The sequence below is a fragment of the Thauera sp. WB-2 genome, assembly GCF_027594845.1.
Taxonomy (GTDB): domain Bacteria; phylum Pseudomonadota; class Gammaproteobacteria; order Burkholderiales; family Rhodocyclaceae; genus Thauera; species Thauera mechernichensis.
Map to the genome: position 1 here is coordinate 1,685,472 of NZ_CP088935.1, position 15,832 is coordinate 1,701,303.

The window sequence follows — 15,832 nt, forward strand, 5'->3', positions numbered from 1 at the left end:
CGGCCGCGAAGGGGTCGCCAGAGTGACGATTACTTCTTGTCCTTCACTTCGGTGAATTCGGCATCCACCACGTCGGCATCCTCGGCCTTGCCGCCAGCCTGCTGGCCACCGGCTGCGCCCTGGGCACCGCCTTCGGCCTGGGCCTGGGCGTACATCTGCTCGCCGAGCTTCTGCGCGGCCATGGCCAGGGCCTGGCTCTTGGCTTCGATGGTGTCCTTGTCGCCGCTCTTGATCGCCTCTTCGGCGTCCTTGATTGCGGCTTCGATCTTGGCCTTCTCGTCGTCGGAGAGCTTGTCGCCGTACTCGCCCAGCGCCTTCTTGGTCGAGTGGATCAGCGCGTCGCACTGGTTGCGGGCGTCGACCAGTTCGTGGGCCTTCTTGTCTTCCTCGGCATGTGCCTCGGCGTCGCGCACCATGCGCTCGACTTCCTCGTCCGACAGACCGGAGTTGGCCTGGATCTTGATCTTGTTCTCCTTGCCGGTGGCCTTGTCCTTGGCCGACACGTGCAGGATGCCGTTGGCGTCGATGTCGAAGGTGACCTCGATCTGCGGCATGCCGCGCGGCGCCGGCGGGATGTCGGAGAGGTTGAACTGGCCCAGGCTCTTGTTGCCCGAGGCCATCTCGCGCTCGCCCTGCAGCACGTGGATGGTCACCGCGCTCTGGTTGTCGTCGGCGGTGGAGAACACCTGGCTGGCCTTGGTCGGGATCGTGGTGTTCTTCTGGATCAGCTTGGTCATCACGCCGCCCAGGGTCTCGATGCCCAGCGACAGGGGGGTGACGTCGAGCAGCAGCACGTCCTTGACCTCGCCCTGCAGCACGCCGCCCTGGATGGAGGCGCCGACGGCGACGGCCTCATCCGGGTTCACGTCACGGCGTGGTTCCTTGCCGAAGAATTCCTTCACCTTGTCGATGACCTTGGGCATGCGGGTCTGGCCGCCGACCAGGATCACGTCGTCGATGTCCGACACCTTGAGGCCGGCGTCCTTGAGGGCGATGCGGCAGGGCGCGATCGAGCGCTCGATCAGGTCTTCGACCAGCGACTCGAACTTGGCGCGGGTGATCTTGATCGCCAGGTGCTTCGGGCCTGAGGCGTCGGCGGTGATGTAGGGCAGGTTGATCTCGGTCTGCTGGCCCGAGGACAGCTCGATCTTGGCCTTCTCGGCCGCTTCCTTCAGGCGCTGCAGTGCGAGCACGTCGTTCTTGAGATCGACGCCCTGTTCCTTTTTGAACTCGGTGACGATGTAGTCGATGATGCGCTGGTCGAAGTCCTCGCCACCCAGGAAGGTGTCGCCGTTGGTCGCCAGCACTTCGAACTGGTGCTCGCCGTCGAGGTCGGCGATCTCGATGATCGAGATGTCGAAGGTGCCGCCGCCGAGGTCATACACGGCGATCTTGGAGTCGCCCGGCTTCTTGTCCATGCCGAAGGCGAGCGCGGCCGCGGTCGGCTCGTTGATGATGCGCTTGACCTCGAGGCCGGCGATGCGGCCGGCGTCCTTGGTGGCCTGGCGCTGGCTGTCGTTGAAGTAGGCCGGCACGGTGATGACTGCTTCGGTCACTTCCTCGCCGAGGTAGTCCTCGGCGGTCTTCTTCATCTTGCGAAGGATCTCGGCGGAAACCTGCGGCGGTGCGATCTTCTTGCCGCGCACTTCAACCCAGGCGTCGCCGTTGTCGGCCTTGGCGATGGTGAAGGGCATCATGGCGATGTCCTTCTGGACTTCCTTCTCTTCGAAGCGACGGCCGATCAGGCGCTTGATTGCGAACAGGGTGTTCTTGGCGTTGGTGACGGCCTGGCGCTTGGCCGGCGCGCCGCACAGGATTTCACCGTCCTCGGCGTAGGCCACCACCGACGGGGTGGTGCGCGCGCCTTCGGAGTTTTCGATGACCTTCGGCTTGCCGCCTTCCATCACGGAGACGCAGCTGTTGGTGGTGCCGAGGTCGATGCCGATGATCTTGCCCATGAGTGTTCCTTCTCAGTCAGTTCAGTCTTTATTTGGAGGCGCGGCTCGTAGCGCGCCGGTCTGGATCGAATATGGGGGGGCGCGCAACGGTTTCAAGCCGCCGCGCGCAGATTCCTTACTGGCCCTTGGCCTTTGCCACCATGACCAGTGCCGGGCGGAGGACGCGCTCGTTGAGCAGATAGCCCTTCTGCAGCACCGTGACCACGGTGTTGGGTTCGGCGTCCGACTCGACCGCGCTGATCGCCTGATGCTTGTTCGGGTCGAACTTCTGGCCAACGGGGTTCTCTTCGGCCAGGCTCGCGCCTTCGAAAGCGGCGACAAGTTGCTTGAGCGTCAACTCGACGCCTTCGCGCAGCTTCTCAACGGTCTGGTTGTCCACCGCGAGGGCTGCCTCCAGGCTGTCCTTGACCGGCAGCATCGCGCTGGCGAACTTCTCGGCGGCAAACTTGGCGGCCTTGCCGATGTCTTCCTGCGCGCGGCGACGCACATTCTCGGTCTCGGCCTTGGCGCGCAGCCAGGCGTCGTGATGCTCGGCGGCCTTCAGTTCGGCCTGTCGCAGGCTCTCCTCGAGGCTGGGCATGCTGTCGATCGCGTTGGACGCATCGCTGGCGGCGTGTTCGGCGGTGGTAGCCTGGACTTCCAGTTCATCGGCGGGCGTCGTCGAAGGGTTCTGTTCCTGCATGGATAAGGCTCCCGTAAATTCCTGACGCTGGTAAATTGGGGTCGGTCTGGTCATTTCAAGGGCTGGAGCCGCATTTTTTCGGCCGAGGAACTGAAGCATGCGAACGAGCGATCTGGTTGCGCTGCCGATGCGCAATCTTGCCGAGGCGCAAGCGCTGGTGAGTCTGGTGCAGCTGGCGCTGCAGGCGCGCGGCCTTGCCCTGCGCGCGCCACCGCCAGTGCCCGACAGCTGCTGCGGGCGCGGTTGCAACGGCTGCGTGTGGGAGGGGTATTACGCAGCGCTACGTTTCTGGCGCGAGGATGCCATCGCCGCGCTGGAGTGATCGTGTCTTGAGCATGCGCCGATGCCCAAGGCGGGGCGGGCGGAGGGCGCGCGTGTTAATATTTCGCGTTTTGGTAAACGCGGTACGCCCGCTCCCAGCATGACTCAGTTCGCCAAGGAAACTCTGCCGATCAGCCTTGAAGAGGAGATGCGGCACTCCTACCTCGATTACGCAATGAGCGTGATCGTGGGTCGGGCACTCCCGGATGCGCGCGACGGCCTCAAGCCGGTGCATCGGCGCGTGTTGTACGCGATGCATGAGCTGTCCAACGACTGGAACCGCGCCTACAAGAAGTCAGCGCGTATCGTCGGTGACGTCATTGGTAAGTACCACCCGCACGGCGATACTGCGGTGTACGACACCATCGTGCGCATGGCGCAGGATTTCTCGCTGCGCTACATGCTGGTCGATGGCCAGGGTAACTTCGGCTCGGTTGATGGCGACAACGCGGCGGCGATGCGTTACACCGAAATCCGCATGGCGCGCATCGGCCACGAGCTGCTGGCCGACATCGACAAGGAAACGGTGGACTTCGGCCCGAACTACGACGGTTCGGAGAAGGAGCCGCTGGTCATGCCGGCGCGCATTCCGAACCTGCTGATCAATGGTTCGAGCGGCATCGCGGTCGGCATGGCGACCAACATCCCGCCGCATAACCTCGGTGAGGTGGTCGACGCCTGCCTGAAGCTGCTCGAGGATCCGGACACCGATATCGAGGCGCTGATCGACATCGTCCAGGCGCCGGACTTCCCGACCGCGGGCCTCATCTACGGCCTTGCTGGCGTGCGCGAGGGCTACCGCACCGGCCGCGGTCGCGTGATCATGCGTGCGCGCACCCACTTCGAGCCCATCGGCAAGACCGACCGCCAGGCCATCATCGTTGACGAGCTGCCCTACCAGGTGAACAAGCGCACCTTGCAGGAGCGCATGGCCGAGCTGGTCAACGAGAAGAAGATCGAGGGCATCAGCGAGATCCGCGACGAGTCCGACAAGTCGGGCATGCGCCTGGTGATCGAGTTGAAGCGCGGCGAGATGCCCGAGGTGGTGCTCAACAAGCTGTTCAAGCACACCCAGCTGCAGGACAGCTTCGGCATGAACATGGTGGCGCTGGTCGACGGCAAGCCGCGCCTGCTCAACCTCAAGCAGATGCTGGTGTGCTTCCTCGAGCATCGTCGCGAGGTCGTCACCCGCCGCACCATCTTCGAACTGCGCAAGGCGCGTGACCGCGGTCACATCCTCGAAGGTCTGGCGGTGGCGCTGTCCAACGTCGACGAGATTATTGCGCTGATCAAGGCCGCGCCCACGCCTTCCGACGCCAAGCGCGAACTGATGGCGCGCGAGTGGCGCTCGGCGCTGGTCGAAGAGATGCTGTCGCGCGCGCTCGCCGACAGCTACCGGCCGGAAGGGCTGGATCCGCAGTACGGCCTGCAGGCGCAGGGCTACCGTCTGTCCGAAACCCAGGCCCAGGCGATTCTCGAACTGCGCCTGCAGCGTCTGACCGGCCTCGAGCAGGACAAGATCGTCGGCGAATACCGCGAGGTGATGGACGTCATCACCGACCTGCTCGACATCCTGGCGCGCCCCGAGCGCATCACTGCGATCATCGTCGACGAGCTCGGTGCGATCCGCAATCAGTTTGGGGACCCGCGCCGCTCGGAGCTGGTGATGAACACCGCCGAGATCAACATCGAGGACTTGATCACGCCGGAAGACATGGTCGTGACCCTGTCGCACACCGGCTACTTCAAGCGCCAGCCGCTGGCCGACTACCGTGCCCAGCGTCGCGGCGGCCGCGGCAAGCAGGCCACCTCGATGAAGGACGAGGACTTCATCGACCATCTCTTTGTCGCCAACACCCACGACACCGTGCTGTGCTTCTCCAGCCGCGGGCGCTGCTACTGGCTCAAGGTGTACGAGGTGCCCGAAGGTACGCGCAACTCGCGCGGCAAGCCCATCGTCAATCTCTTCCCGCTGATCGAAGGCGAGAAGATCACTGCGGTGCTGCCGATCAAGGAGTTCGACGAGGAGCACTTCGTGTTCATGGCGACCTCGGAAGGCACGGTCAAGAAGACGGCGCTCACCGCGTTCTCCAACCCGCGCAAGGCCGGCATCATCGCCGTCAATCTGGACGACGGCGACCACCTGATCGGGGTGGCGATCACCGACGGCCAGTGCGACGTGATGTTGTTCTCCGACGCCGGAAAGGCGGTGCGCTTTGCCGAGACCGACGTGCGCCCGATGGGGCGCGATGCGCGCGGCGTGCGCGGCATGATGCTCGAGGACGGCCAGTCGGTGATCGCCATGCTGGTGGCCAAGGACGAGTCGCAGTCGGTGCTGACTGCGACCGAAAACGGCTACGGCAAGCGCACGCCGGTGGCCGAATACACCCGCCATGGCCGCGGCACCAAGGGCATGATCGCGATCCAGACCAGCGACCGCAACGGCAAGCTGGTGGCTGCGGTGCTGGTCGAGCCCAGTGACGAAATCATGCTGATCTCGACCGGCGGCGTGCTCATCCGCACTGGTGTGGAGAGCATCCGCGAGATGGGTCGTTCGACCCAGGGCGTGACGCTGATCAGCCTCGATGAAGGCACCTGGCTTGCCAGCGTCGAGAAGGTGGCCGAGTCCGAGTCGGACGAGAGCATGCGCGTCAATGGCGAAGGTGAGACCGAGGAGGAGGCAGCCGCCTCGGTGCAGAGGCCTGCGGGCGAGGCGGGCGATGCTGCTGACGGATCTGCCGATGGCGAGGAGGGTGGCGCCTGATGAGTCGCGTATGGAACTTCAGCGCGGGTCCAGCGGCGCTGCCCGAAGAGGTGCTGCGCCAGGCCGCCGACGAGATGCTCGACTGGCAAGGCAGCGGTATGGGCGTGATGGAAATGAGCCATCGCGGCAAGGAGTTCACCGCCATTGCTGCCCAGGCTGAGGCGGACCTGCGCGAGCTGCTGGCGGTGCCGGCGAACTACCGCATCCTCTTCATGCAGGGCGGCGCGATCGCCGAGAACGCGATCATCCCGATGAACCTGATGGGCGGCAAGCGCGTGGCCGACTATGTGGTTACCGGCGCGTGGTCGCAGAAGTCGCAGAAGGAGGCGCGCAAGTACGCCGAGGTGAACATCGCGGCCACCTCCGAGGCGAGCGGCTTCGCGACCGTGCCGCCGATGACGGACTGGAGGCTGTCTGCCGATCCGGCGTATGTGTTCACCTGCACCAACGAGACCATCGGCGGCGTCGAGTACCCCTTCGAGCCCGATCTGGCGCAGATCGGCCGCGGCGAGGTGCCGGTGGTGGCCGACATGTCCTCGCACATCCTGTCGCGCGCGATCGACGTGGCCAAGTACGGCTTGATCTTCGGCGGCGCACAGAAGAACATCGGCCCGGCGGGCCTGACCATCGTGATCGTGCGCGAGGACCTGCTCGGGCGCGCGATGCCGCACTGCCCGAGCGCCTTCGACTACAAGACCGTGGCCGACAACGGCTCGATGTACAACACGCCGCCCACCTACGCGATCTACATCGCCGGCCTGGTCTTCCAGTGGCTCAAGCGCGAGGGCGGTTTGGCGGCGGTCGAGGCGCACAACATCGCCAAGGCGAAGCTGCTGTACGAGTTCCTCGATGCCAGCGACTTCTACGAGAATCGCATCGACCCGGCTTGCCGTTCGCGCATGAACGTGCCCTTCTTCCTGAAGGATGAGTCCTTGAACGAGGCCTTCCTGGCAGAGTCGAGAGCGGCCGGCCTGGTGCAGCTGAAGGGGCACAAGTCGGTCGGCGGCATGCGGGCGTCGATCTACAACGCGATGCCGATCGCAGGCGTGCAGGCGCTGGTCGATTTCATGCGCGACTTCGCTGCTCGCCGCGGCTGAGCGCGCCGGGCAGCACACGAACGAGAACCACACGCGGAACTTGAAGGGGGCCATGGGCCGAGCATGAGCGACGAACTGCTGAAACTGCGCAACGAGATCGACCGCCTCGATGAGGAAATCCTCGCCCGCCTGTCCGAGCGCGCGCGCTGCGCGCAACGGGTCGGGGAGATCAAACGCGGCGTCATGTACTACCGCCCCGAGCGCGAGGCCCAGGTGCTGCGCCGCTTGGCCGAGCTCAACCCCGGGCCCTTGTCACCCGATGCGGTGAAGACCATCTTCCGCGAGGTCATGTCGGCCTGCCTGGGCTTGGAGCAGCCGCTGCGCGTGGCCTATCTCGGCCCGGCCGGGACCTTCTCCGAAAGTGCCAGCCGCAAGCATTTCGGCTCCGCGCCCAATTTCATGGCGATGGCGGCGATCGACGACGTCTTTCGAGCGGTCGAGGCAGGCAATGCCGACTACGGCGTGGTGCCGGTGGAGAACTCTACCGAGGGGGCGGTGGGCGGCACGCTTGACTTGCTCCTCGCCAATCCGCTCAAGGTGTGCGGCGAGGTGCGCTTGCGCATCCACCAGCAGTTGATGTCGCGCGCCGACGGCATCGGCGCGGCCCGCCGTGTCTACTCGCATGCCCAGTCGCTGGCGCAGTGCCACGAGTGGCTGAACCGCAACCTGCCGCATCTGCCGCGCATCCCGGTGGCGAGCAATGCCGAGGCCGCGCGCATGGCCTCGGAGGATCCGGAGTCCTGCGCCATTGCCGGTGAGGCGGCCGCGCAACTCTACGGCCTCAACATTCTCGCCCCCAACATCGAGGATGATCCCAACAACACGACGCGCTTCCTGGTCATCGCCGACCACGACGCGGGCCCCTCCGGCCAGGATCGCACCTCGTTGGTGTTCTCGGCACCGAACCGTCCGGGCGCCATCCATGGCCTGCTCGAACCCATGGCCCGCCATGGGGTCGACATGACCAAGCTGCAGTCGCGGCCGGCGCGCTCGGGGCTGTGGGAGTATGTGTTCTACGCGGACATCAATGGACACCGCGACGATCCCGAGGTGGCGGCTGCGCTTGCCGAACTCAACGATCGCGCAGCGTTCGTCAAGGTCATCGGCTCGTATCCGGTGGCGGCAATCTGACACAGCGCGAGCGCGCGCGGCTGGCGCCGGTGCGCGACGCTTGATGCTGCAGCCCGACCGGCATGCAGAACAAACAGGAGAAGACGATGAGCATCGCCTCGCTGGCACCCGACTACATCCGCTCGATCATGGCCTACCAGCCGGGCAAGCCCATCTCGGAGCTCGCTCGCGAGATGGGGCTGGCCGAATCGAGCATCGTCAAGCTCGCATCGAACGAGAATCCGCTCGGCATGAGCCCTGCGGCGCGCGACGCCGCACGCGATGCGATAGGCGATGTGGCGCGCTACCCGGACGGTGGCGCTTTCGCGCTCAAGAGCGCGTTGTGCAACAAGTTTGGCGTGGCCCCTGAGCAGATCGTGGTCGGCAACGGCTCCAACGACATCCTGGAACTGGTGTCGCAGGCTTTTCTGGCGCCGGGGTTGTCGGCGGTCTATTCGCAGCACGCGTTCGCGGTCTATCCGCTGGCGACGCATGCGCGCGGCGCGCGTGGAATCGAGGTGCCTGCGCGCAACTTCGGTCATGATCTGGCAGCGATGCTGGCTGCGATCCGGCCGCAGACGCGCGTGGTTTTCGTCGCCAATCCCAATAATCCCACCGGCACCTTCGTTCCGGGGGGCGAGTTGGAGGCGTTCATCAGCGCGGTGCCCAAACATGTGCTGGTGGTGCTCGACGAGGCTTATACCGAATACCTTGCGCCCGAGCAGCGCTACGATGCGATGGCCTGGGTAGGGCGCTATCCGAACCTGCTCGTTTCGCGCACCTTCTCCAAGGCTTATGGCCTGGCCGGGCTGCGCGTCGGCTACGCAGTGACGCATCCCGAGGTGGCCGATCTGATGAACCGGGTTCGCCAGCCGTTCAACGTGACCAGCGTCGGTCTGGCGGCGGCCGAGGCGGCGCTGGGCGACGAAGAGTTCATCGCCCGCAGTGCCGAGATCAACCGACGCGGCATGGTCCAACTCACCCAGGCCTTTGCCGAACTGGGGCTGGAGTGGATTCCGTCGTTTGGAAACTTCGTCACCTTCAAGGTCGGTGATGCGATCGGTATCAACCAGGCACTGCTCAAGCAGGGCGTCATCGTGCGTCCGATTGCAGCCTATGGCATGCCGCACTGGCTGCGTGTCTCGATCGGCCTGCCCGAAGAGAACGCCCGTTTCATCGCTGCGCTTCGCCGCGCCCTGTCCTGAGTGGAGGGTGCAGGATGGCCCTGATCGGCAAGCTCGTCATCTGCGGCGTCGGCCTCATCGGCGGCTCCTTTGCCCTTGCCTTGCGCCGTGCCGGGCAGGTGGGGCGGGTTGTCGGCGTGGGGCGGCGCCCCGAGCCCCTGCAGCGGGCGCTCGCGCTGGGTGTGATCGACGAGGTCGCGGCCGGCTGGGCGGATGCGCTCGACGGCGCCGACCTGGTCCTGCTTGCAGCGCCCGTTGGCCAGATGGACGCGATCATGGCGGCGATGGCGCCTCACCTGCGGCCAGGTACGGTAGTCACGGATGCGGGCAGCACCAAGCGTGACGTGATCGAGGCGGTGCACCGCCACCTCTCCGGCGCACTTGCCGATGTCGTGCCTGCGCACCCGATTGCAGGTGCGGAAAAGAGCGGCGTCGAAGCCGCGTTTGCCGAGCTCTACATCGGACGCAAGGCAGTGTTGACCCCGCTGCCCGAGAGTCGCGCAGCAGCGGTCGAGCTCGTGCGTGCCGCCTGGGAAGCCTGTGGTGCACGCGTGGTGGACATGAGCCCCGGCGAGCACGACCGGGTCTTTGCGGCGGTCAGCCATCTGCCGCACCTGTTGGCGTTCGGCCTGGTCGATGACTTCGCACGCAGACCCAACGCGCCCTTGCTGTTTTCCCATGCGGCGGGCGGCTTTCGCGACTTCACCCGCATCGCGGGCAGTCATCCCGAGATGTGGCGCGATATCTGCATCGCCAACCGGGTCGCCTTGCTCGACGAGCTTGACGCTTATCTCGGTGAGCTCGCGCACCTGCGTGGGCTGCTCGAGGCCGGTGATGGCGCCGGTCTCGAGGCGGTGTTCGAGCGTGCACGCCGGGCGCGCAATGCATGGGCAGAGGGCTTGCCGGTACAGGCCGCAGAATAGCGCGGCGGTGCCGCCGCATCGGCTGCAGTCCTGGCCGACCCGAGAGTGGCGCTGTGACCGCTGTGCTCGCCGCTGGAGCCGCCCCCGTTCTTCCCGCCCCGCATCGTGGGGCGATCCCTGAGAGGTGATGATGGAATTTCTCGATTTGCCGCCGATGCTCGGTGCAGCCGGTACGGTTCGCCTGCCGGGCTCGAAGAGCATTTCCAACCGGGTCCTGCTGCTTGCTGCGCTTGCCGAGGGCGAGACCGAGATTCGCGATCTGCTGCTGTCGGACGATGTCGAGCGCATGCTCGACGCCCTGCAGACGCTTGGCGTGTGCTGGGAGCGCAATGGCGACTCGCTTGACTACCGCGTGCGGGGCGTTGGCGGACCGTTTCCGGTCAAGCATGCCGAGCTCTTCCTTGGTAATGCCGGTACCGCCTTCCGGCCGTTGACCGCAGCCCTGGCCTTGTCGGGGGGCGAGTACCGCCTCTCGGGTGTGCCGCGCATGCATGAGCGCCCGATCGGCGACCTCGTCGACGCGCTGCGTGCACTCGGTGCCGACATCAGGTGCACGGCCAACGAGGGCTATCCGCCGCTGCACCTGCGACCGGCAAGCATCCGCCCGGGCGGTGTGGTCAGGGTGCGGGGCGACGTGTCTAGCCAGTTCCTTACCGCCCTGCTGATGGCGCTGCCGCTGACAGGGGTGGAAACGACGGTCGAGGTCGTCGGCGAACTCATCTCCAAACCCTACATCCGCATCACGCTCGAATTGATGGCGCGCTTCGGCGTGCAGGTCGAGCAGCATGGCTGGGAGCGCTTCGTCGTGCCCGGCGGCGCCCGCTATCGAAGCCCCGGAACGGTGTTCGTCGAAGGCGACGCGTCGTCGGCCTCGTACTTTCTGGCGGCGGGTGCGATCGGCGGTGGCCCGCTGCGGGTCGAAGGGGTGGGGCGGGCGAGCATCCAGGGCGATGTACGCTTTGCCGAAGCGCTCGAGCAACTCGGCGCCCGCATCACCATGGGAGACAACTGGATCGAGGCCGCGGCGCCGGTCGAGGGAGGCCTCAAGGCCTTCGATCTGGACCTCAACCACATCCCGGACGCGGCGATGACGCTGGCGGTGGCAGCGTTGTTTGCCGACGGTCCCTGCCGGCTGCGCAATATCGCCAGCTGGCGCGTCAAGGAGACCGACCGCATCGCGGCGATGGCGATCGAGCTGCGCAAGGTCGGGGCGCAGATCGAGGAGGGCGAGGACTACCTCGTGGTGACGCCGCCGGCGCGCCTGCAGCCGGCAGCGATCGATACCTACGACGATCATCGCATGGCCATGTGCTTCTCGCTCGTCACGCTGGGCGGATGCCGGCTCCGCATCAACGATCCGCGCTGCGTCAACAAGACCTTCCCGGGCTATTTCGACGTGTTCGGGCAGGTGGCGCGAGCCGTGCCGGTCGTCGCCATCGATGGGCCGTCGGCTTCGGGCAAGGGGACGGTGGCGGCGCGCGTGGCGGAGGCGCTGGGCTGGCATTGTCTGGACAGCGGCTCGCTGTACCGACTGGTTGCGCTTGCGGCCATGCGTGCAGGCATTGCGCTGGATGACGAGGTGGGCGTCGCAGCGATTGCCGCGGACCTCCCGGCACGTTTCGAGAACGGCCTTATCCTGCTCGCAGGCGAGGATGTCAGCGATGCGATCCGCACCGAGGCCTGCTCGGTCGGGGCGTCGAAGGTGGCGGTGTTGGGGCAGGTGCGCGAGGCCCTGCTCGACCGCCAGCGCGACTATCGCATCGGCCCCGGCCTGGTGGCCGAGGGGCGCGATATCGGCTCAGTGGTGTTCCCCGACGCCGGGGTGAAGGTGTTCCTGACCGCCAGCGCTGAGTCGCGTGCCGAGCGCCGCTATAAGCAGTTGATGGAAAAGGGAATGCCTGCTAATATCCAAAGTCTTCTGAAGGACCTTCAGGAACGGGATGCGCGCGATGCCGCCCGGCCTGTCGCGCCCCTCGTGAAACTGCCGGATGCGGTGCTGCTCGATACCACCGAGAGGTCCGTCGACGAGGCCGTGGCCTTCGTGCTCGACCTCGTTCGGGCGGGTGGCTAGGCGTCCGGCCTGAAACCGTCGCGCAGAAGCGTGGGCTTCGGCGCGTTTTTTCTTGAACCAACCATGTTTGCCGTCCCACGGCGGTGCCGGATCCTTATCCCTATGTCCAACGCCACCCCCTCCTTCGAAGATAGCTTTGCCGCCCTCTTCGAGGAAAGCCTCGCCCTCCAGGAAATGCGCGCCGGTGAAGTCATCACCGCCGAAGTCGTGCGCATCGACCAGAACTTCGTCGTCGTCAACGCCGGCCTGAAGTCCGAAAGCTACGTGCCCATCGAGGAGTTCCGCAACGATCGCGGCGAACTCGAGGTCAACGTCGGTGACTTCGTCCATGTGGCCATCGACGCGCTCGAAGACGGCTACGGCGAAACCCGCCTGTCGCGCGAGAAGGCCAAGCGCATCGCCGCCTGGAACGACCTCGAGAAGGCGCTCAACGAAGGCTCCCTGGTCAAGGGCGTCATCACTGGCCGCGTCAAGGGTGGCCTGACCGTCATGACCAACAGCATCCGCGCCTTCCTGCCGGGTTCGCTGGTCGACATGCGTCCGGTCAAGGACACCACGCCGTACGAAGGCAAGGAATACGAATTCAAGGTCATCAAGCTCGACCGCAAGCGCAATAACGTCGTGGTGTCGCGTCGTGCCGTGCTGGAAGAGTCGATGGGCGAAGAGCGCGAGAAGCTGCTCTCGAACCTCAAGGAAGGCACCGTCATCAAGGGGATCGTCAAGAACATCACCGACTACGGTGCGTTCGTCGACCTGGGTGGCATCGATGGCCTGCTGCACATTACCGATCTGGCCTGGCGCCGCGTCCGTCACCCGAGCGAAGTGCTCAACGTCGGTGACGAGATCGAAGCCAAGGTGCTCAAGTTCGACCAGGAAAAGAACCGCGTCTCGCTCGGCCTCAAGCAGCTCGGCGAAGATCCGTGGGTCGGCATCTCGCGTCGTTACCCGCAGGGTACCCGTCTGTTCGGCAAGGTCACCAACATCACCGACTACGGCGCGTTCGTCGAAGTCGAGCAGGGCATCGAGGGCCTGGTGCACGTGTCCGAAATGGACTGGACCAACAAGAACATCCACCCGACCAAGGTCGTCCAGCTGGGCGACGAGGTCGAAGTGATGATCCTCGAGATCGACGAAGACCGTCGCCGCATCTCTCTGGGCATGAAGCAGTGCATGTCGAACCCGTGGGACGATTTCGCCATCAACCACAAGAAGGGTGACAAGGTCCGTGGCCAGATCAAGTCGATCACCGACTTCGGCGTGTTCATCGGCCTGGAAGGCGGCATCGATGGTCTGGTGCATCTGTCCGACCTGTCCTGGAGCGAGTCCGGCGAAGACGCTGTGCGCAAGTTCAAGAAGGGCGACGAGGTCGAGGCCGTGGTGCTGGCGATCGACGTCGAGCGCGAGCGTATCTCGCTCGGCATCAAGCAGCTCGAAGGCGACCCCTACACCAACTTCATTGCCACCCACGAGAAGAACAGCCTCGTGCGCGGCACCGTGAAGTCGGTCGAGGCCCGCGGTGCGGTGATCTCGCTGGGTGACGACGTCGAAGGCTACCTGCGCGCTTCCGAAGCGGCTGCCCATCGCGTTGATGACCTGACCACCGTCCTCAAGGAAGGTGACGAGGTCGAGGCGCTGGTGATCAACGTCGATCGCAAGACCCGCTCGATCAGCCTGTCGATCCGCGCCAAGGATCAGGCCGAGCAGTCCGAAGCCATGAACAAGCTCGCCTCGGAAGGTTCGGGCTCGGCTGGCACGACCAACCTGGGTGCCCTGCTCAAGGCCAAGCTGAACGAGCAGAAGCAGTAAGCTGACCGATCATGACCAAATCGGAGCTGATCGCCCAGCTGGCGGAGCGTTTTCCCCAGCTGGTCGCAAAGGACGCCGATTACGCGGTCAAGATGATCCTCGATGCGATGACTGACGCGCTGGCGCGCGGTGATCGCATCGAGATCCGCGGGTTTGGCAGCTTTGCGCTGAACTACCGTCCCCCCCGTACCGGGCGCAACCCGAAATCCGGCGAGAAGGTGCATGTGCCGGAAAAATACGTCCCGCATTTCAAGGCGGGCAAGGAGTTGCGCGAGCGGGTGGACCTCAGCGGCACGTGACCGCGCGGCGATCGGATTTACAGGCAATAATGGAAGGCGGCTGCGGCCGCCTTCTTTTTTGTTCATTGCTCGGGGATAATGCCGGCCATGCGCGCAATCATCTGGTTCATCCGCCTGGTGCTGTTCTTTCTGCTGTTCGGGTTCGCGATCAAGAACGATCATCTTGTGACCCTGAGCTTCTTCTTCGGCAGTCAGTGGCAGCTTCCCCTGGTATTCGTCATTCTCCTGACTTTCGCGGCAGGGGCCCTGCTGGGCGTGACGGCGACCCTTGCGTCGCTCATGCGTCAGCGTCGGGAGATCTCCCGCCTGCGCCGTCAGCTCGAGCAAGCCGAGCGCGACAGGGCGCAACCTCAGGTCGGCCCGGCAGCGGGCGAAGCCCAGTTGCCCATGCCTTGAGGCCTCATGGAAATCGAGTTCTGGTGGCTTCTGGCCCTGCCGCTGTTCTTCGCGCTCGGCTGGTTGGCTGCGCGCATTGATATTCGCCAGGTCGTCAAGGAGTCGCGCTCCCTGCCGCGCTCCTATCTGAGCGGACTCAACTTCCTGCTCAACGAGCAGCCCGACAAGGCGATCGACGCCTTCGTCGAGGCCGTACGCATCGACCCGCACACGGTTGAGCTCCATTTTGCGCTCGGCAGCCTGTTCCGGCGGCGTGGAGAGACCGACCGCGCGATCCGTATCCACCAGCTGCTCGTCGATCGCGAAGACCTCAGCGAGGAGCAGCGCCTGCAGGCCCTGGGCGAGCTTGGCCAGGATTTCCTCAAGGCGGGACTGCTCGATCGCGCCGAGGCCGTCTTCGTGCGGCTGCGCGGCACGCCGGCGAACGACGTCGCGCTGCGTTACCTGCTGGAGATTTACCAGCAGGAGAAGGACTGGGCCAAGGCGATCGATGTCGCGCAGGCCCTGCCTCAACACGAGAGTCACCTGTGGCGCACCGAGGTCGCCAACTTTCACTGCGAGCTTGCTGCGGCTGCGATAGCCAACTCCCGCCCCGATGAGGCTGGCGGGCACCTGGAGCGGGCGTTTGTGGTCAATCCACGTAGTGTGCGGGCCAGTCTGCTGCTTGGTGATCTGCACGCCGCGAACGGCGACGATGAGGCAGCACTCGAAGCCTGGAAGCGGGTGGAGAACCAGAACCCGATCTACCTTTCGCTGGTCGCCGAGCGTGTCATGGAGGCCTATGGCAGGCGCGGCCTGGTGGAGCAGGGGCACCAGCTGCTGAGCGCCTGGCTGTCGTCCCATGCCTCGCTGGATTTGCTCGACGAGCTCTTTCAGTGGGAGATGGAGCGCGAAGGGCCGAAGGCGGCGTACGAGCTGGTGCGTGAGGAGTTGCGGCGCAATCCGACCCTGCTCGGTCTGGACAAACTGCTCGAGGCAGCCCTGCTTGCGGCTCCCGTCGAGCAGCGTGGCGATATCGAACTGGTCAAGCAGTTGATCCATGGCCACACCCGGCGCGTGGCCCGTTATCGGTGCGACGCGTGTGGTTTCAAGGCACGCCAGTTCCACTGGCGTTGCCCTGCCTGCGGTGGCTGGGAAACCTATCCGCCGCGACGAACGGAAGAGTTCGATCTCGTGCCCTGAGCATCGTCTCCGCGTTCGATCGCGGTAACCATCCAGTGT

13 protein-coding genes are annotated in these 15,832 nt (G+C 65.2%); 11 read left to right on the plus strand and 2 right to left on the minus strand.

From position 1 onward, the window contains the following. Positions 1–29 precede the first annotated feature (29 nt). Both dnaK and grpE read right to left on the minus strand, forming a co-directional pair. Positions 30–1,958, minus strand: coding sequence for a molecular chaperone DnaK (gene dnaK, locus LQF09_RS07715; protein ID WP_002923810.1), 1,929 nt, complete (start codon positions 1,956–1,958; stop codon positions 30–32). Between the two features lie 115 nt (positions 1,959–2,073). After that, positions 2,074–2,640, minus strand: a complete 567-nt coding sequence (gene grpE, locus LQF09_RS07720; protein ID WP_002923811.1) for a nucleotide exchange factor GrpE — start codon at positions 2,638–2,640, stop codon at positions 2,074–2,076. A 97-nt stretch (positions 2,641–2,737) separates the two neighbouring features. On the opposite strand from grpE, the gene LQF09_RS07725 reads away from it, so the two are divergent. The 11 genes from LQF09_RS07725 to lapB all read left to right on the plus strand — a co-directional run bounded on the left by LQF09_RS07725 (position 2,738) and on the right by lapB (position 15,793). Next, a complete protein-coding gene (locus tag LQF09_RS07725; protein WP_002923814.1) occupies positions 2,738–2,962 on the plus strand; it encodes an oxidoreductase-like domain-containing protein in 225 nt (74 codons plus the stop codon). A gap of 99 nt (positions 2,963–3,061) precedes the next feature. Beyond that, on the plus strand, positions 3,062–5,725 hold the full coding sequence (gyrA, locus tag LQF09_RS07730) for a DNA gyrase subunit A (RefSeq protein ID WP_270069598.1): 2,664 nt from the start codon (positions 3,062–3,064) through the stop codon (positions 5,723–5,725). After that, complete coding sequence (serC, locus tag LQF09_RS07735; RefSeq protein ID WP_002935738.1) at positions 5,725–6,822, plus strand: 3-phosphoserine/phosphohydroxythreonine transaminase; 1,098 nt, start codon at positions 5,725–5,727, stop codon at positions 6,820–6,822. Before gyrA ends, serC begins: the two co-directional genes overlap by 1 nt. A 63-nt stretch (positions 6,823–6,885) precedes the next feature. Beyond that, complete coding sequence (gene pheA, locus LQF09_RS07740; protein ID WP_002923817.1) at positions 6,886–7,953, plus strand: prephenate dehydratase; 1,068 nt, start codon at positions 6,886–6,888, stop codon at positions 7,951–7,953. An 86-nt stretch (positions 7,954–8,039) separates the two neighbouring features. Beyond that, positions 8,040–9,137, plus strand: coding sequence for a histidinol-phosphate transaminase (hisC, locus tag LQF09_RS07745; RefSeq protein WP_002923818.1), 1,098 nt, complete (start codon positions 8,040–8,042; stop codon positions 9,135–9,137). Between the two features lie 14 nt (positions 9,138–9,151). Beyond that, complete coding sequence (locus LQF09_RS07750) at positions 9,152–10,039, plus strand: prephenate dehydrogenase (protein ID WP_002923819.1); 888 nt, start codon at positions 9,152–9,154, stop codon at positions 10,037–10,039. Between the two features lie 130 nt (positions 10,040–10,169). Continuing rightward, a complete protein-coding gene (locus LQF09_RS07755) occupies positions 10,170–12,110 on the plus strand; it encodes a bifunctional 3-phosphoshikimate 1-carboxyvinyltransferase/cytidylate kinase (protein ID WP_002923820.1) in 1,941 nt (646 codons plus the stop codon). A gap of 102 nt (positions 12,111–12,212) precedes the next feature. Further along, on the plus strand, positions 12,213–13,916 hold the full coding sequence (rpsA, locus tag LQF09_RS07760; protein ID WP_270069599.1) for a 30S ribosomal protein S1: 1,704 nt from the start codon (positions 12,213–12,215) through the stop codon (positions 13,914–13,916). Positions 13,917–13,927: 11 nt separating this feature from the next. Continuing rightward, complete coding sequence (locus tag LQF09_RS07765; protein WP_002923822.1) at positions 13,928–14,215, plus strand: integration host factor subunit beta; 288 nt, start codon at positions 13,928–13,930, stop codon at positions 14,213–14,215. A gap of 87 nt (positions 14,216–14,302) precedes the next feature. Beyond that, entirely contained in the window at positions 14,303–14,611 is a 309-nt protein-coding gene (locus LQF09_RS07770) for a LapA family protein (protein WP_002923824.1), read from the plus strand. 6 nt (positions 14,612–14,617) lie between these two features. Next, complete coding sequence (gene lapB / locus LQF09_RS07775; protein ID WP_270069600.1) at positions 14,618–15,793, plus strand: lipopolysaccharide assembly protein LapB; 1,176 nt, start codon at positions 14,618–14,620, stop codon at positions 15,791–15,793. Positions 15,794–15,832: the final 39 nt, after the last annotated feature.

Coding starts and splice junctions, on each gene's coding strand:
- dnaK (WP_002923810.1), bottom strand. CDS start 1,958: ATGGGCAAGATCATCGGCATCGACCTCGGCACCACCAACAGCTGCGTC.
- grpE (WP_002923811.1), bottom strand. CDS start 2,640: ATGCAGGAACAGAACCCTTCGACGACGCCCGCCGATGAACTGGAAGTC.
- LQF09_RS07725 (WP_002923814.1), top strand. CDS start 2,738: ATGCGAACGAGCGATCTGGTTGCGCTGCCGATGCGCAATCTTGCCGAG.
- gyrA (WP_270069598.1), top strand. CDS start 3,062: ATGACTCAGTTCGCCAAGGAAACTCTGCCGATCAGCCTTGAAGAGGAG.
- serC (WP_002935738.1), top strand. CDS start 5,725: ATGAGTCGCGTATGGAACTTCAGCGCGGGTCCAGCGGCGCTGCCCGAA.
- pheA (WP_002923817.1), top strand. CDS start 6,886: ATGAGCGACGAACTGCTGAAACTGCGCAACGAGATCGACCGCCTCGAT.
- hisC (WP_002923818.1), top strand. CDS start 8,040: ATGAGCATCGCCTCGCTGGCACCCGACTACATCCGCTCGATCATGGCC.
- LQF09_RS07750 (WP_002923819.1), top strand. CDS start 9,152: ATGGCCCTGATCGGCAAGCTCGTCATCTGCGGCGTCGGCCTCATCGGC.
- LQF09_RS07755 (WP_002923820.1), top strand. CDS start 10,170: ATGGAATTTCTCGATTTGCCGCCGATGCTCGGTGCAGCCGGTACGGTT.
- rpsA (WP_270069599.1), top strand. CDS start 12,213: ATGTCCAACGCCACCCCCTCCTTCGAAGATAGCTTTGCCGCCCTCTTC.
- LQF09_RS07765 (WP_002923822.1), top strand. CDS start 13,928: ATGACCAAATCGGAGCTGATCGCCCAGCTGGCGGAGCGTTTTCCCCAG.
- LQF09_RS07770 (WP_002923824.1), top strand. CDS start 14,303: ATGCGCGCAATCATCTGGTTCATCCGCCTGGTGCTGTTCTTTCTGCTG.
- lapB (WP_270069600.1), top strand. CDS start 14,618: ATGGAAATCGAGTTCTGGTGGCTTCTGGCCCTGCCGCTGTTCTTCGCG.